A 17,098-nucleotide genomic window follows, 5' to 3' on the forward strand; every position below is an offset into this window, starting at 1 on the left:
GATCGCCCCCGCCGGCAAGCCGGACTGCTACGGATGGTGTCGCGTCCGTTATGATGCGCGCATGTTCGAGATGCGAGATCGCCATGCGCCGCCTGCTTTTTCTGATACTGCTGACCTTTGCCCTGCCCGCCTTCAGCGCCAGCCTGCTGGACAATCGCCCCGCCGGCGGGCTGGGCAGTGCCGCAGTCGATAACAGCAAGGATTTCCTGCCGGTTCGCCAGGCCTTCCAGCTCAACCTGATCGACTCGACGCCCGAGGCGATCAAGGTGCAATTCGTCGCCACCGAAGGCTATTACCTCTATCGCCACCGCTTTCAATTTCGCACCGAGCCTGCCGATATCGGCCTCGGCGCCGCGCAATTGCCTGATGGGGAAAAGAAGCACGACGAGTACTTCGGCGACGTCGAGGTGTACCACGGCATTCTCGACGTCACCCTGCCGCGCAAGGCAGGCGATAATCGCGCCTTCACCCTGGTCGTGACCTACCAGGGCTGCGCCGACAAGGGCCTGTGCTACCCGCCAGAAACCGAGCGGTTGAAGATCGATGGCGGCGCCCCAGGCGCCACGGCCACAGGCGAACCCGGCGTCACCAAAGCCGCTTTCAGCTGGAAACAACTGGCGCTGTTCTTCCTCGCAGGCGTCGGCCTGACCTTCACGCCTTGCGTGCTGCCGATGCTGCCAATCCTCTCCGGCGTGGTTCTGCGCGGGCAAGTGGGGGGTATGCGTGGCTTCTCGCTGTCACTGGCCTACGTGCTGCCCATGGCGATCTGCTTCGCCCTGCTCGGTGCGCTGATGGGTATGTTCGGCGCCAGCCTGAATTTGCAGGCACGGTTGCAATCGGCCTGGGTGCTGGTGCCGTTTTCGCTGTTCTTCGTGGTGTTCGCCATCGCCATGTTCGGCGTCTTCGAGCTGCGCCTGCCTCGGGCGCTCAACGACCGGCTCGAACGCATTGCCGGCAATACCCAGGGCGGCTCGTTGTGGGGCGCTGCGGTGCTGGGCGCCGTTTCCAGCCTGGTGGTGTCGCCCTGCGTGTCTGCGCCGCTGGCCGGTGCCTTGCTTTATATAAGTGCCAGCGGCGATGCATTGGGCGGCGCCATGAAGCTGTTCGTGCTCGGACTGGGCATGGGTGCGCCCCTGGTGCTGGTGGCAACGGGCGGCGCGGCCTGGCTGCCGAAAAGCGGCCCTTGGCTGGTGACGGTGAAGAACATCATCGGCGTGTTGCTGCTGGCCCTGGCCATCGGCCTGTTGAGCCGGGTGATTCCCGGGCAATTCACCCTGATGCTGATCGGCGCGCTCTGGGCCGGCGTTGCGCTGTTTCTCGGCGCGCTGGAGTTCGTCGAGAAATCCACTCGCGGGCGGCTCAATCAACTGCTCGGCATTCTGTTGTTGGTCTACGCTCTGTGCTGCTGGTTCGGCGGCCTCGGCGGGCAGACCGATCCGCTACGGCCACTGGGCGGCTCGCAAAACGCGCAACTGGCCCGGCAAGGCGGTAGCGAGGCATCTGCCTGGCAAACCGTGACCGATGCCAGCGAGCTGGACCGGATTCTGGAAACATCGGGCAACACAGGCCAACCGGTGCTCGTCGACTGGTATGCCGACTGGTGCATCAGCTGCAAGGTGATCGAGCACCAGGTTCTGCCCGATCCGAAAATTGTCAGCCAACTCAAGGGGTTCCGGTTGATTCGTTTCGACATGACGGCCAGCGGCGCCGAACAGCGCGCCTTGCTCGATCGCTACAAATTGTTCGGTCCCCCGGCGCTGCTGTTCTTCGGAAAAGACGGGAACGAGCTGACAAATGCGCGTGTCGTCGGCGAAATCGACGTTGAGGGCTTCTCTGAGCACATAACTAGAGCAAATGACCAAATTTAGCTGCATAGTCACAAACTTTGCGCGAACATCGGTCATCGTGCTAGGTATTGTCGGTAACTGGACAGTCCATTGCGCTTTCCGGCATAGTCGCTGCGCATCAACGGCTCATACCTGTGTATGAGCGTCGACAACGCACCTAACCAAGGACACACGATGGCGACTTTTCTGGTTCTCCACGGACCTAACCTGAACCTGCTGGGCACCCGCGAGCCGGGCATCTACGGCGCGGTCACGTTGGCCGATATCAACCAGGACCTGGAAAAGCGTGCGCGCGAAGCCGGTCACCATCTGATGTATCTGCAGAGCAATGCCGAGTACGAGTTGATCGACCGCATTCACGCAGCACGCGACGAAGGCGTGGACTTCATCCTGATCAATCCGGCTGCTTTCACTCACACAAGTGTCGCAATACGTGACGCGCTGCTTGGAGTGAGCATCCCATTCATCGAAGTGCACCTGTCGAACGTGCACAAGCGCGAACCTTTCCGCCATCACTCCTACTTTTCAGATGTCGCTGTAGGAGTGATCTGCGGCCTTGGCGCCAGCGGATACCGACTGGCCCTGGAGGCTGCCCTGGAACAACTGGCCACCCGTTCGAAGGCATGAACGGCGCAGTTTCGCACTGAGCCACATAGCCCGAACCGGCTACCCAATACCCCTGACCGTCCCCTGGGAGTTGATGATTAATGGATATCCGTAAAGTCAAGAAACTGATCGAACTGCTGGAAGAGTCCGGCATTGACGAACTGGAAATCAAAGAAGGCGAAGAATCCGTACGGATCAGCCGCCACAGCAAGACCCCGGCACAGCAGTACTACGCGCCAGCTCCAATGGCCGCTCCGGCCGCAGCCCCTGCTCCAGCCGCCGCGCCTGCAGCAGCTGCCCCGGCAGAAGCTTCCGCGCCAAAACTGAACGGCACCGTTGCCCGCTCGCCAATGGTCGGTACCTTCTACCGCAAGGCTTCGCCTACCTCGCCAGCCTTCGTTGAAGTTGGCCAGACCGTGAAGAAAGGCGACACCCTGTGCATCGTCGAAGCGATGAAAATGATGAACCACATCGAAGCTGAAACCAGCGGTGTGATCGAGTCCATCCTCGTTGAAGATGGCCAGCCGGTTGAATTCGACCAGCCGCTGTTCACCATCGTTTGAACCGCGAGGAGCCAATGATGTTGAAACCTGCGAAGCTGGAAAAAGTCCTGATCGCCAACCGCGGTGAAATCGCTCTGCGAATCCTGCGCGCTTGCAAGGAACTGGACATCAAGACTGTCGCCGTCTACTCCAAGGCCGACAAAGAACTGATGCACCTGGGCCTGGCTGACGAATCCGTTTGCATCGGTCCGGCATCGGCTGCGCAGTCCTACCTGCACATCCCGGCGATCATCGCGGCAGCGGAAGTCACCGGCGCCACGGCGATCCACCCTGGCTACGGCTTCCTGGCCGAAAACGCCGACTTCGCCGAACAGGTCGAGAAATCCGGCTTTGCCTTCATCGGCCCGAACGCCGAGACCATTCGCCTGATGGGCGACAAGGTGTCGGCCAAGGACGCCATGATCAAGGCAGGCGTGCCAACCGTTCCAGGTTCTGACGGCCCGCTGCCTGAAGACGAAGAAGAAGCCCTGCGCATTGGCCGCGAAGTCGGTTACCCGGTGATCATCAAGGCCGCTGGCGGCGGCGGTGGTCGCGGCATGCGCGTGGTGCACAAGGAAGAAGACCTGATCTCGTCGGCCAAGCTGACCCGTTCGGAAGCCGGTGCAGCCTTCGGCAACCCGATGGTCTACCTGGAGAAGTTCCTGACCAACCCGCGTCACGTGGAAGTTCAGGTGCTGTCCGACGGCCAGGGCCAGGCGATCCATCTGGGCGACCGTGACTGCTCTCTGCAACGCCGTCACCAGAAGGTGCTTGAAGAAGCGCCGGCGCCTGGCATCGACGAAAAAGCGCGCCAGGAAGTGCTGGCTCGCTGCGTCAAGGCGTGCATCGACATCGGTTACCGCGGTGCCGGTACGTTCGAATTCCTGTACGAAAACGGCGCGTTCTATTTCATCGAAATGAACACCCGCGTTCAGGTCGAGCACCCGGTTTCGGAAATGGTCACCGGTATCGACATCGTCAAGGAGATGCTGAGCATCGCCGCTGGCAACAAATTGTCGTTCACCCAGGACGACGTGAAGATCCACGGTCACGCGTTGGAATGCCGTATCAACGCCGAAGACCCGAAGACCTTCATGCCAAGCCCTGGCACGGTCAAGCATTTCCACGCACCAGGCGGCAACGGCGTTCGCGTCGATTCGCACCTGTACAGCGGTTATGCGGTTCCACCGAACTACGACTCGCTGATCGGCAAGCTGATCACCTGGGGCGCAACCCGCGATGAAGCCATGGCTCGCATGCGCAACGCCCTGGACGAAATCGTGGTCGATGGCATCAAGACCAACATCCCGCTGCACCGTGAACTGACCCGCGACGAAAGCTTCTGCAAAGGCGGCGTCAACATTCACTACCTGGAACACAAGCTGGCTGGTGAGAAACACTGATCCGTCAGTAAATGTTGCAGACCAACAAAGCCGCTTTCGAGCGGCTTTGTTGTTTCTGGCGTCCAGGTGACTCCTGTAGGAGCGCGCATGCACCTGTAGGAGCGCGCTTGCCCGCGACAGCGCCGGCACACCCACCATCATCGGTGTCAGACACCCCACGGTCGCGGGCAAGCGCGCTCCTACAACGGGACACTGCGCCTGCTCTTTGTTGTTTCCCCCCGAACCCCGTAAACTTGCCGGTCTTTCGCGGCATTTGCGCCGCCTGTCATTTTTTCTATTCGAAGGTAATCCGCCATGCCTTGGCTGCAAGTCCGTCTCGCCATCAGCCCAGAACAAGCCGAAACCTACGAAGACGCGCTTCTTGAAGTCGGCGCCGTGTCCGTGACGTTCATGGACGCTGAAGACCAGCCCATCTTCGAGCCGGAACTCAACACCACGCCGCTGTGGTCGCACACCCACCTGCTGGCCCTGTTCGAAGCCGACACCGACGCCGACATGGCGCTCAATCACCTCAAGCTTCTGACCGGCGCCGAGCTGCCGGAGCACTCCCACGAAGTGATCGAAGACCAGGATTGGGAACGCAGCTGGATGGACAACTTCCAGCCAATGCGCTTTGGCCAGCGCCTGTGGATCGTGCCGAGCTGGCACGCAGCGCCACAGCCTGATGCGGTCAACCTGCTGCTCGACCCGGGCCTGGCTTTCGGCACCGGTACCCACCCCACTACCGCCCTGTGCCTGGAATGGCTCGACGGCCAGGACCTGAACGACGCCAACGTCCTGGACTTCGGCTGCGGCTCGGGCATCCTGGCCATCGCCGCGTTGCTGCTGGGCGCAAAACACGCCGTGGGCACCGACATCGACGTACAGGCCCTGGAAGCCTCCCGCGACAACGCCGGGCGCAACAATGTGCCGGCCGAGAAATTCCCGCTCTACCTGCCCGAAGATCTGCCAAAAGAGCCGGCCGACGTATTGGTGGCTAATATTCTGGCAGGACCACTGGTTTCGCTGGCACCTGTGCTCGCAAGCCTGGTCAAACCCGGTGGACGCCTGGCGTTGTCCGGCATTCTTGCCGAGCAAGGCGATGAAGTGGCCGCTGCCTACGCCGACACATTCGACCTGGACCCGATCGCCAACCGCGACGGCTGGGTGCGGATCACCGGCCGTCGTCGCTGACACTCCCCCAGTTTTCAGGCGCTCTACTCTCCGGATACCCGAATGACCGACAGTTTCGTCACCCAGTGCCCCCACTGCCAGACCAGCTTCCGCGTCAGTCACGCTCAACTGAGCGTGGCCCGCGGCATGGTTCGCTGTGGCTCCTGCCTGCAAGTGTTCAACGCGGCAAAACAGCTGCTGGAGCAGCGTGCCGAGGAAATCGCCGCACAGTTGCCCGAGGCAGCGCCAAGGGTCATCGAGCTTCCGGCGGAGTCCGCGCCAACTGTCGCCCCGCACGAGCAGTTACCCGTACCGGTGCCTGCACCTGTGAAACGGGAGAAGGCCCCCGTCGATCTCGACAGCCTGGATCTGGACGATCTTGACGTGGAACTGGCGCGCCTGGAGCAGCGGGAGATTCAACTGCCTGAATCCTTCGGCCGCGCAGGTCACCCCACCGAGCATGAGCACGAGCGGGTCGAGTCATTCAGCGCCAGCCGGGACGAACCGCAAGTCAGCGGTGAGAAGTGGGACCACGGCCTGAGCGACGACGATGTCAGCCAGTTGCCCGAGTTGCGGGCCGAAGCCACCTACGAGGGCAGCGACGAACGGGACGAGCCGGCGCTGCTGACCGAGACGGCGAACGAGGATGTCGATCACGACGATGACCACCGCACCGAGCCTTCGCTGTCGATGGCACCGGTGGATCTGGACGACGAGCCGGCGCACGGGCAACGCCTGAGCGCCGATTCGCGCCACGACGAGGAGCATCACGAGCACCACGCGCATCACGATCACGAACACGGCGAGCGGTTTTCGGCGCTCGACGGCGACGAGGATCAGCGCCATCGCGATCACGACGACCTGGACGACGATGACGAGGACGACCGCCGCCACAATCACGGCAAGCGCGCTCGCAGCGAACCTGCCCTGCGCGACCCGGCCCTGCATGATCTGATGGACGACCCGCTGCAACTGTCCTGGCAGAAGCCCAAGCCACGCTGGGGCCGCCGGATGCTCTGGCTGTTGCTGGTGCTGATCGCTCTGGGCGCATTGGTCGGCCAGTACGTCTGGTATCACTTCGACGAACTGGCCCGCCAGGACCAGTACCGCCCCTGGTTCCAGGAACTGTGCCCACAAGTGGGGTGCAAAGTCCCCTCCCGCGTGGACATCAAGCTGCTGAAAAGCAGCAACCTGGTGGTCCGCACCCATCCTGAATTCCAGGGGGCGCTGGTGGTGGATGCGATCATCTACAACCGCGCGTCGTTTTCCCAACCTTTCCCGTTGCTGGAATTGCGCTTTGCCGACACCGGCGGTCAGTTGATTGCCAGTCGTCGGTTCAAGCCTGGCGAATATCTCTCCGGAGAACTGGCCGGCAAGGACGAAATGCCGCCCCAGACGCCTATTCACATCGCGCTGGACATTCTGGACCCGGGTCCCAAGGCTGTGAATTACAGTTTGAGTTTCCGCTCTCCGGAGTAAACTCCAGAACGGACCCGGCTGAACCGCCCTCCCCGCAGCAGCATTGCAAATGCACTGATATGCGGCACAGAGCGGTCGATAATCCGACGACAGTTTAATGACAGCGCGAACCTGCACCTTACCGTTCGCGATAAGAAAGCAACTGTTCAGATTTTATCCAATTCAGCCTTTATCCGGTCATCGAGAGCGGGTATCATGCCAACCCTTTTTCATACTCCGGGTCCTGTCTGAAAAGTGCCATACCTGATGGGCAAGCACTATTCGGACCCGACCTCGTGATACGGCCCCACAACAGGTCACCCTATGTCGGCGGTACGCATCGGCCCATATACATTGCAGAACGGCTTGATCCTCGCCCCCATGGCGGGCGTCACCGACCAGCCTTTCCGCCAGCTGTGCCGCCAACTCGGCGCCGGCCTGGTGGTGTCGGAAATGGTCACCAGTGACATGAGCCTGTGGAACAGCCGCAAGTCGCGGCTGCGCATGATCCACGAAGGTGATCCCGAGCCGCGCTCGGTACAGATCGCCGGTGGAGATCCGCAGATGCTTGCGGATGCAGCACGTGCCAACGTCGAACTTGGCGCGCAGATCATCGACATCAACATGGGCTGTCCGGCAAAGAAGGTCTGTAACAAGGCCGCGGGGTCAGCGCTGTTGAAAGATGAACAGCTGGTGACCGAAATCCTGCACGCGGTGGTCGCGGCAGTCGAGGTACCGGTCACCTTGAAGATTCGCACCGGCTGGGACCGGGCGAACAAGAATGGTCTGACAGTCGCCCGTATCGCCGAACAAGCCGGCATCCAGGCGCTGGCGGTTCACGGACGGACCCGTGCGGACCTCTACACCGGTGAAGCCGAGTACGACACCATCGCTGCGATCAAGCAGGCGGTGTCGATCCCGGTGTTCGCCAATGGCGATATCGATTCACCCGAGAAAGCCCGGCACGTGCTGCACGCGACCGGCGCCGACGGACTGTTGATTGGCCGGGCTGCCCAAGGGCGCCCATGGATTTTTCGCGAGATAGAACACTACCTGCGCACCGGGGAAAAACTCCCTGCGCTTGCGCTGCATGAAGTGGAACGCATTCTGCTAGAGCATCTGGCAGCACTTCATACGTTCTATGGCGACGTGATGGGCGTGCGAATCGCCCGCAAGCACGTCGGCTGGTATCTCGCAACCTTGCCGGGCGCCAGGGAGTTTCGCGCCCTTTTCAATCGTTTGGAAGATACGGAAGCACAGTGCGCCAACGTTCGGGAATTCTTTGCCGAACGCATAAAAAGCCCGCAGTCAGGGACCGAACAAGAGGTGGCCGCATGACGATGATGACAGAGACTTTAGTGAGTGGAACAACACCCGTGAGCGACAACGTCAATTTGAAACAGCACCTCAACACGCCGAGCGAAGAGGGTCAGACCCTGCGCGGAAGCGTCGAAAAGGCGCTGCACAATTATTTCGCTCACCTTGAAGGTGCTGCCGTCACCGATGTCTACAACCTGGTGCTCTCGGAAGTCGAAGCCCCGTTGCTCGAGTGCGTGATGAACTACGTCAAGGGCAACCAGACGAAGGCGTCCGAGCTGCTGGGCCTGAACCGTGGCACCTTGCGCAAGAAACTCAAGCAGTACGACCTGCTGTAAGCATCCAAAACACAAAAAGCGACCTCATTCCCTGCGGTCGTTTTTTTTGCTGAATTGATAATGGAAGTTGAGATGACCGACCAGACTACCCGCCTGCCGATCCGCCGCGCCTTGATCAGCGTTTCCGACAAGACCGGCATCCTTGAATTCGCCCGTGAACTCGAAGCCCTGGGCGTCGAGATCCTGTCCACTGGCGGCACCTTCAAGCTGCTCAAGGACAACGGCGTTGCAGCGGTAGAAGTCGCGGACTACACAGGCTTCGCAGAAATGATGGACGGCCGGGTCAAGACCCTGCACCCGAAAATCCACGGCGGCATCCTGGGCCGTCGCGGCACCGACGACGCCATCATGGCCGAGCACGGCATCAAGCCGATCGACTTGGTTGCGGTGAACCTCTACCCGTTCGAAGCCACCGTCTCCAAGCCAGGTTGCGACCTGCCGACCGCCATCGAAAACATCGACATCGGCGGCCCGACCATGGTCCGTTCGGCAGCGAAAAACCATAAGGACGTGGCCATCGTGGTCAACGCCAGCGACTACGGCCAGGTGCTGGAAAGCCTGAAAGCCGGCGGCCTGACCTACGCCCAGCGCTTTGACCTGATGCTCAAGGCGTTCGAGCACACTGCCGCCTACGACGGCATGATCGCCAACTACCTGGGCAGCGTCGACCAGAGCGCCGAGACCTTGTCCACCGAAGGCCGCAGCGAGTTCCCGCGCACCTTCAACACCCAGTTCATCAAGGCCCAGGAAATGCGCTACGGCGAGAACCCGCACCAGAGCGCGGCGTTCTACGTGGAAGCCAAGCCTGCCGAAGTCGGCATCGCCACCGCGACCCAACTGCAGGGTAAAGAGCTGTCCTACAACAACGTGGCCGACACCGACGCCGCGCTGGAATGCGTGAAGAGCTTCGTCAAGCCAGCCTGCGTCATCGTCAAGCACGCCAACCCGTGCGGCGTGGCCGTAAGCCCGGACGCCGAAGGCGGCATTCGCCAGGCCTACGAGCTGGCCTACGCCACTGACAGCGAATCGGCATTTGGCGGCATCATCGCCTTCAACCGCGAGCTGGACGCCGAGACGGCGAAAGCCATCGTCGAGCGCCAGTTCGTCGAAGTCATCATCGCCCCAAGCGTCAGCGCCGAAGCCCAGGCCATCGTTGCCGCCAAGGCCAACGTGCGCTTGCTGACCAGCGGCCAGTGGGCTGCCGACCGCGCCCTGGCGTGGGACTACAAGCGTGTCAACGGCGGCCTGCTGGTACAGAGCCGCGATATCGGCATGATCAGCGCCGATGACCTGAAAGTCGTGACCAAGCGCGCCCCGACCGAACAGGAAATCAACGACCTGATCTTCGCCTGGAAAGTGGCCAAGTACGTCAAGTCCAACGCCATCGTCTACGCCAAGAACCGCCAGACCATCGGTGTCGGCGCCGGCCAGATGAGCCGCGTGAACTCCGCACGCATCGCTGCAATCAAGGCCGAGCATGCTGGCCTGCAAGTGGCAGGTTCGGTGATGGCATCGGACGCGTTCTTCCCGTTCCGCGACGGCCTGGACAACGCGGCCAAGGTCGGTATCACTGCGGTGATCCAGCCAGGTGGTTCGATGCGTGATGCGGAAGTCATTGCTGCCGCTGACGAAGCGGGGATTGCAATGGTGTTCACCGGCATGCGCCATTTCAGGCACTGATACGACGTCAGCCGCGTGATTACACGCGGCCGATTGATTCGACCGAAATACCCTGTGGGAGCGAGCTTGCTCGCGAATGCGATCTGCGATTGATATCAACGTCGCCTGACACACCGCCTTCGCGAGCAAGCTCGCTCCCACAGAAAAGCAGCTTTGATGCTGCATACAGAATTAGCGTCATCGAGGTTTTAGACATGAACGTACTCATCATCGGCAGCGGTGGCCGTGAACACGCGCTGGCCTGGAAGGTCGCGCAGGATCCTCGCGTGCAGAAGGTTTTCGTCGCGCCTGGCAACGCCGGCACCGCGATCGAAGCCAAGTGCGAGAACGTCGCCATCGACGTGCTGGCCCTTGAGCAACTGGCCGACTTCGCCGAGAAGAACGTTTCGCTGACCATCGTCGGCCCCGAAGTGCCGCTGGTGGCGGGCGTGGTCGACCTGTTCCGCTCCCGTGGCCTGGACTGCTTCGGTCCGACCAAGGGCGCTGCACAGCTGGAAGGTTCGAAAGCCTTCACCAAGGACTTCCTGGCGCGTCACAAGATCCCGACTGCCGACTACCAGAACTTCACCGAGATCGAGCCGGCCCTGGCCTACCTGCAAGAGAAAGGCGCACCGATCGTCATCAAGGCCGACGGCCTGGCTGCCGGTAAAGGCGTGATCGTCGCCATGACCCTGGCCGAAGCCGAAGAAGCCGTGCGCGACATGCTCGCTGGCAACGCCTTCGGTGATGCCGGTTCGCGCGTGGTCATCGAGGAGTTCCTCGACGGCGAAGAAGCCAGCTTCATTGTCATGGTCGACGGCAAGAACGTACTGCCAATGGCCACCAGCCAGGACCACAAGCGCGTCGGCGACGGCGACAGCGGCCCGAACACCGGCGGCATGGGTGCCTACTCCCCGGCGCCAGTAGTCACTGCCGACGTGCACCAGCGCGTGATGGACCAGGTCATCTGGCCGACTGTCCGGGGCATGGCCGAGGAAGGTAACGTTTATACCGGTTTCCTCTATGCTGGTCTGATGATCGACAAGGCCGGGAACCCGAAGGTCATCGAGTTCAACTGCCGCTTCGGCGATCCGGAAACCCAACCGGTGATGCTGCGCCTGCAATCGAGCCTGGTCTTGCTGGTCGAGGCTGCATTGGCGCAAGCTCTGGATAAAGTGGAAGCCCAGTGGGATCCGCGTCCGAGCCTGGGCATCGTGCTGGCCGCCGGCGGTTACCCTGGCGACTACGCCAAGGGCGCGGCTATCGACGGCCTGGACGCAGCAGCGAGCCTGCCGGGCAAGGTGTTCCACGCCGGTACCGCACTGAAAGATGGCCAGGTGGTCACTTCCGGTGGTCGTGTGCTCTGTGCGACCGCGCTGGGCGACAGCGTAGGCGATGCACAGAAACACGCGTACGAACTGGCTGCAAAAATTGACTGGCAAGGCTGTTTCTACCGCAAGGACATTGGCTACCGTGCCATTGCCCGGGAACGCGGCGAACATCTGGAGTAAGTCCAGGCCGGGCAGTCATCCACTGGATGGCTGCCCGATCATCCTGTGCCGCCCCAGAGTAAACTGGCTTCATTCACGAAGGGATTTCGCCGTGCGCTGGCTCAGGATTGCCACTTGTTTGATCATCACGATGATGACACTGCTCTGTGTACCCACGGCAAACGCCGAGGTCAGTGCAGGCTGGTCGACGCTTGTCGACGATCAGGCCAACCTTCAGCTCAGCGACATTCGCTCCCCCCATTACGATTCCCAGTTCAGCCCGGTCGAACTCGACCAGGTTCGCGCCATCAATCGCGACTCCGCGTTGTGGCTGCATTACCGCCTCGCCCCCACCGACCACGAACAACTGGTGCGCATCTTCGCCCCTGACCTGGCCACGGTGGACATGTACGTGCTGGACGGCGAAAACCTCGTCGACCATTCGCGCTCCGGCAACAAGGTCCCGCGCGCCGCGCAACCCTTGCCTTCCATCGACTTCCTGCTGCCCGTGCCCCAGAGCGAGCGGCCGCTGGATCTGTATCTGCGGCTCAAGTCCGAACAGGAACTGCGCCCCAACATCTCGCTGGAAGCAGCCGTGGATGTTGCCGCCGATGAGCGTCGCCCGCTTTTGCTGGGGTTGTTCTTCGGTTCGCTGATCATGCTGATCGTGCAGAACATCACCCGCTACGCCCAGTCACGCTCGGTCAGCAGCCTGTGGCTTGCCGCCTGCGAAGCGTTTCTTGGCCTCAGCGCGCTGTTGCTGCTTAACCTGCAGGCGCCCTGGCTGCCCCACTGGCACCTGGCACAAACCCCGAGCGCGCACCTGGCTCTGTTGCTCGCGGCCGCCACGGGCCTGATCTACACCTACTGTTTCTTCATTCAGCGGGGGGTCGAGTCGCTCAACCGATTGCTGATGAGCGTGCTGCTGGTGGTCGGCTTTGGCGGGCTGCTGGTGCTGTTCGTCAACACCCTGCCGCTGAACATCCTGACGTTCCTGCTGGTGGCCCTGACGACGCTGACCATCACGCTGGTGTCGATTTACCACCTGCAAAAAGGCTATGCGCCGGCGCGTCCGTTCGTCATCGCCATGATCGTCTTCAACATGGGCAATCTGGTGATCCTGCCCGCCATGCTCTGGCTGACCACCATTGCCGCGCAGACCCTCATCATCGCGGTGCTGGGCATGTTCTGCCTGTGCGGGCTGCTGATGAGCATCGCCCTGAGCGAACGGCATCGCAGCATCACCGAAGACAACTTCAGCATCAGCCGCGAGCTTGCCGCCAGCACCGCCGAGATCAACGCCAAGGCCGAGTTCCTGGCCAAGATCAGCCACGAAATCCGCACCCCCATGAACGGGGTGCTGGGCATGACCGAGCTGCTGCTGGGCACCCCGTTGTCGGTCAAGCAGCGCGACTATGTGCAGACCATTCACAGCGCCGGCAATGAACTGCTGACGCTGATCAACGAAATTCTCGACATCACCAAGCTCGAATCCGGGCAGATCGAACTGGACGACGTACAGTTCGACCTCAACGCGATGATCGAAGACTGCCTGAACATCTTTCGCGCCAAGGCCGAGCAGCAGAGCGTGGAGCTGATCAGTTTCATCCAGCCGCAGGTACCTCGGGTCATCAGCGGCGACCCTACGCGCCTGCGCCAGACGCTGCTGAGTCTTCTGGAAAACGCCCTGAAGAAGACCGACGAGGGCGAAATCCTGCTGGTGGTGGCGCTCGACTCGCGGGGCGGCAAACCCCGGCTGCGCATCGCCGTGCAGGACAGCGGCACGCCGCTGACGCCCAAGGAACGCGATGCGCTGCTGCACGCCGAACTGCACAGCAAGAATTTCCTGGCTGCCAGCAAGGTGGGCGGACACCTGGGCCTGGTGATCGCCCGCCAGTTGATCCTGTTGATGAATGGCGAGTTCGGCATCCAGAGCGGCAGCAATCAGGGCAGCACCCTGTGGCTGAGCCTGCCGCTGGACCCGGAGCGCCTCGAACAGCCGCCGTCGGATCTGGACAGCCCGCTCAAGGGCGCGCGGGTGCTGGTGGTCGACGACAACGACACCTGTCGCAAGGTGCTCGTGCAGCAGTGCAGCGCCTGGGGTCTGAACGTCAGCGCCGTGCCATCGGGCAAAGAAGCGCTGGCGCTGTTGCGCACCAAGGCGCACCTGCGTGACTACTTCGACATTGTCCTGCTCGACCAGAACATGCCCGGCATGACCGGCATGCAGCTGGCCGCCAAGATCAAGGAAGACCCGAGCCTTAATCATGACATCCTGCTGATCATGCTCACCGGCATCAGCAATGCGCCGAGCAAGGTCATCGCGCGCAACGCCGGGGTCAAGCGGATCCTGGCCAAACCGGTGGCGGGCTACACCCTCAAGACCACCCTGGCCGACGAACTGAACCAGCGCAACAAAGGCCAGGCGCCGTTTCCGCCGGCACCGAACCTGATCCCCGAAATCGACGTGCCCAGCGACTTCCGCATTCTGGTGGCCGAAGACAACAGCATCTCCACCAAGGTGATTCGCGGCATGCTGGGCAAGCTCAACCTGCAACCCGACACCGCCAGCAATGGCGAGGAAGCCTTGCGCGCCATGAAGGCCCAGCGCTATGACCTGGTGCTGATGGACTGCGAAATGCCGATCCTCGACGGCTTCTCGGCGACCCAGCAGCTGCGCGCCTGGGAGATGGGCAACCAGCGGGTGCGCACGCCGGTGGTGGCGTTGACCGCGCACATCCTGGCCGAGCACAAGGATCGCGCCCGTCAGTCAGGCATGGATGGGCACATGTCCAAACCGGTCGAACTGTCGCAACTGCGCGAGCTGGTCGAATACTGGGTCGAGCAGCGAGCCCTGCAGCAGGCAGGCATCGCCTCGGATGACCAGGACCGCTACCAGCAAAACTGACACCGCCCTCAAGCGCGGCGCCTGATAGACTTGCCCCGTCCCGAGTCTGCCGCCAAGAGCCGATACCATGCTGCATGTGCTGTTCAGCGTTTACCTGAAGATGCTGGTGCTCTATAGCCCGTTCTTCGTCCTCTCCTGCTTCATCAGCCTGAGCCGCGGTTATTCGCGCAAGGAACGCCGGTACCTGGCCTGGAAGATCGCCTTCGCGACGCTGGTGTCCAGCGTGCTGCTGTACCTGTTCGGGCGAGTGATCTTCGGCGTGTTCGGCATCACCGCTGATGCCTTCCGCATCGGCGCGGGCAGTGTGCTGTTCATTTCGGCGCTGGGCATGGCCCAGGGCAAATCAGGAGTTCAGACCGACAATGTGCAACAGGATGTCGCCATCGTCCCCCTGACCATCCCGATCACTGTCGGCCCCGGCACCATCGGCGCCTTGCTGGTCATGGGTGTCAGCCAGCCGCACTGGGATGACAAGCTCACGGCGATCGTCAGCATTGCCCTGGCCAGCTTCACCGTTGGCGTGGTGCTGTACCTGTCCAACAGCATCGAGCGAATCCTGGGCGACCAGGGCCTGCAGATCGTCAGCCGATTGATGGGGCTGTTCGTCTGTGCCCTGGCCGCGCAGATCATCTTTACCGGCATCAAGGGCTACCTGCTGCCGGGCTGACATCACTTCGCAGGCTTGACGCCGTACCACCTTGGCGTGTAGACCCACGCAGTGCCGTTGGCGCGGGGGAACACGCAGGTCAGCGAGGACCCCACCAAGACCATGGTGCGCATGTCGACCATCTCCGGCGTGAGCTCACCCAGGGTGACGACCCGTAGCGTCTGGCCCGGACGACCGATGTCACGCCCCAGCGTCACGGGTGTTTCAGGGGAGCGATGCTGACGCACGATTTCCAGCGCACGGCCCAGTTGCCAAGGGCGAGAGCGGGAAATCGGGTTGTAGAAGGCCAGCGCCAGGTCAGCCTGACAGGCCAGGTCCAGACGTTTTTCGATGATGTCCCAGGGCTTGAGATTGTCCGAGAGCGACATCACGCAGAAGTCGTGCCCCAGCGGTGCGCCCGCCTGAGCGGCCGTTGCCAGCGATGCTGAAACGCCGGGCAATATCTCCAGATCCACTGTGTGCCATTGCGGGTTGTCTGATTCATGCAGCGCTTCGAGCACTGCAGCGGCCATGGCGAATACCCCGGGGTCCCCGGACGATACCACCACCACCGAACGACCTTGGGCAGCCAGTTCGAAGGCGTGCCGGGCGCGCTGCATCTCTTCGCGGTTGTCGGTGCAATGCAGCACCTGGTCCGGGCGGAAAGGTCCGGCCATGCGCACATAGGTTTCGTAACCCAGTACGTCATTGGCGCGGGCCAGTTCAGCCTTGACCGCAGGAATCATGAACTCGGTAGCACCCGGGCCCAGGCCGATAACGGCCAGTCGCCCACGAGGGCGTCCGATCCGCTCGATGTCCAGCGGCTGTTGCGCGACGGCAATCGCAATGCCTTCGACCGGCGTGATCGGCAACAGCAACTGCGGCAAAGCTTGCTGCGCCATCTCGCTCGCCGATGCCGCAGCGGTGAAGCGCACAGGCACGCCCAAGTCTTCAGCCGCAGCGCGCAATGCCGGGTCGGCCATGTGCTGCTCGCTCGCCAGCAGGCAGGCGAGCGCCTGCACGGCGATGCGTGAATCGTGCAGGGTGGCCCGGACCACCTGCGCCAGGTTCTCCAGCGTGCCGTCCACCGCCACCAGCACATTGCGCGGGTAGATCAGCAGCTCATGGGCTGAGGGCTCGCGCTCGGCGTAGCCCACGTGAATCGCCAGTTGCGCCTGATCGCTTTCAGGCAGTTGCGCCTGGGCCAGCCACGGTGCAGCACCTTCGATGCGCACGCTCTCGCCAGACAGCAGATCGGAAACGAAGCGCTTGCCCAGTTCCAGATCGCCCAGCGCGTAGCCGGCCGGAGGGTTGAGCAGGCAGGTGCCAAAGCGCAACTCTCCGCTGGTGGTAATGGCTGGCGCAGTATCCAGCCCTGCGCCGATTTCCCGGGCCATGACATTGACCCCGCCCAGCCCGCCGAGCAGCGGCACCACGGCGCTACCATCTTCGGCCACGGCCAGCACCGGCGGCTCGGCGCCCTTCTCCAGCAACACCGGCGCCAGGGTACGAATGACGATGCCCGCCGCGCACAGGGCGATGATCGGCGTGTCCTGCTGGTACAACTGGCGCAGGGTTGCACCGAAATCGGCATAACTGCGATCCGCCCCTTCGACGCGTTCGGCGAGGCCGTGAATCAACGCCTGTGGGTAGATCTGCTGAATCCGTCGCGCCGTCGCCAGCGCGCCCTTGCCCAGAATGACGATAGCCGGCGCTCTCATGTTCGAAGCCC

The 17,098-nt window shown here is 62.2% G+C and carries 13 protein-coding genes; 12 read left to right on the forward strand and 1 reads right to left on the reverse strand.

What is annotated here, in order from left to right:
- Window positions 1–83: 83 nt before the first annotated feature.
- The 12 genes from ACIPOO_RS07140 (at window position 84) to ACIPOO_RS07195 (ending at window position 15,387) form a co-directional block, all read left to right on the forward strand.
- The gene (locus tag ACIPOO_RS07140; protein WP_400605446.1) at window positions 84–1,868 is read left to right on the forward strand and encodes a protein-disulfide reductase DsbD; all 1,785 of its coding nucleotides are present in this window, start codon (window positions 84–86) and stop codon (window positions 1,866–1,868) included.
- 153 nt (window positions 1,869–2,021) lie between these two features.
- Window positions 2,022–2,474 (forward strand): type II 3-dehydroquinate dehydratase, encoded by a 453-nt coding sequence (aroQ, locus tag ACIPOO_RS07145; protein ID WP_274134136.1) that lies wholly within the window; start codon window positions 2,022–2,024, stop codon window positions 2,472–2,474.
- 80 nt (window positions 2,475–2,554) lie between these two features.
- On the forward strand, window positions 2,555–3,016 hold the full coding sequence (gene accB / locus ACIPOO_RS07150) for an acetyl-CoA carboxylase biotin carboxyl carrier protein (protein ID WP_274134081.1): 462 nt from the start codon (window positions 2,555–2,557) through the stop codon (window positions 3,014–3,016).
- A gap of 17 nt (window positions 3,017–3,033) precedes the next feature.
- A complete protein-coding gene (gene accC / locus ACIPOO_RS07155) occupies window positions 3,034–4,398 on the forward strand; it encodes an acetyl-CoA carboxylase biotin carboxylase subunit (protein WP_274134080.1) in 1,365 nt (454 codons plus the stop codon).
- A gap of 294 nt (window positions 4,399–4,692) precedes the next feature.
- Entirely contained in the window at window positions 4,693–5,571 is an 879-nt protein-coding gene (prmA, locus tag ACIPOO_RS07160; protein WP_400605450.1) for a 50S ribosomal protein L11 methyltransferase, read from the forward strand.
- Between the two features lie 42 nt (window positions 5,572–5,613).
- Window positions 5,614–7,029 carry a DUF3426 domain-containing protein gene (locus tag ACIPOO_RS07165; RefSeq protein WP_400605452.1) on the forward strand — a complete coding sequence of 472 codons (1,416 nt, stop codon included), beginning with the start codon at window positions 5,614–5,616 and terminating at the stop codon, window positions 7,027–7,029.
- 303 nt (window positions 7,030–7,332) lie between these two features.
- Window positions 7,333–8,346: a tRNA dihydrouridine synthase DusB gene (gene dusB, locus ACIPOO_RS07170; RefSeq protein ID WP_400605454.1), complete on the forward strand. Its 1,014-nt coding sequence runs from the start codon at window positions 7,333–7,335 to the stop codon at window positions 8,344–8,346.
- Complete coding sequence (gene fis, locus ACIPOO_RS07175; RefSeq protein ID WP_007907419.1) at window positions 8,343–8,663, forward strand: DNA-binding transcriptional regulator Fis; 321 nt, start codon at window positions 8,343–8,345, stop codon at window positions 8,661–8,663. The genes dusB and fis overlap by 4 nt, the downstream gene beginning before the upstream one ends.
- Before the next feature lie 72 nt (window positions 8,664–8,735).
- The gene (gene purH / locus ACIPOO_RS07180) at window positions 8,736–10,343 is read left to right on the forward strand and encodes a bifunctional phosphoribosylaminoimidazolecarboxamide formyltransferase/IMP cyclohydrolase (protein WP_400605457.1); all 1,608 of its coding nucleotides are present in this window, start codon (window positions 8,736–8,738) and stop codon (window positions 10,341–10,343) included.
- 194 nt (window positions 10,344–10,537) lie between these two features.
- Window positions 10,538–11,833, forward strand: a complete 1,296-nt coding sequence (gene purD / locus ACIPOO_RS07185) for a phosphoribosylamine--glycine ligase (RefSeq protein WP_400605459.1) — start codon at window positions 10,538–10,540, stop codon at window positions 11,831–11,833.
- 91 nt (window positions 11,834–11,924) lie between these two features.
- Window positions 11,925–14,720: a hybrid sensor histidine kinase/response regulator gene (locus ACIPOO_RS07190; protein WP_274134074.1), complete on the forward strand. Its 2,796-nt coding sequence runs from the start codon at window positions 11,925–11,927 to the stop codon at window positions 14,718–14,720.
- A gap of 67 nt (window positions 14,721–14,787) precedes the next feature.
- A complete protein-coding gene (locus ACIPOO_RS07195) occupies window positions 14,788–15,387 on the forward strand; it encodes a MarC family protein (RefSeq protein WP_274134073.1) in 600 nt (199 codons plus the stop codon).
- 2 nt (window positions 15,388–15,389) lie between these two features.
- Here the strand turns inward: ACIPOO_RS07195 and cobJ are convergent, their stop codons facing one another.
- On the reverse strand, window positions 15,390–17,087 hold the full coding sequence (cobJ, locus tag ACIPOO_RS07200) for a precorrin-3B C(17)-methyltransferase (RefSeq protein WP_400605462.1): 1,698 nt from the start codon (window positions 17,085–17,087) through the stop codon (window positions 15,390–15,392).
- Between the last annotated feature and the right edge of the window lie 11 nt (window positions 17,088–17,098).

Source organism: Pseudomonas sp. NPDC090201 (assembly GCF_044746825.1).
GTDB classification, from domain to species: Bacteria; Pseudomonadota; Gammaproteobacteria; order Pseudomonadales; family Pseudomonadaceae; genus Aquipseudomonas; species Aquipseudomonas putida_AD.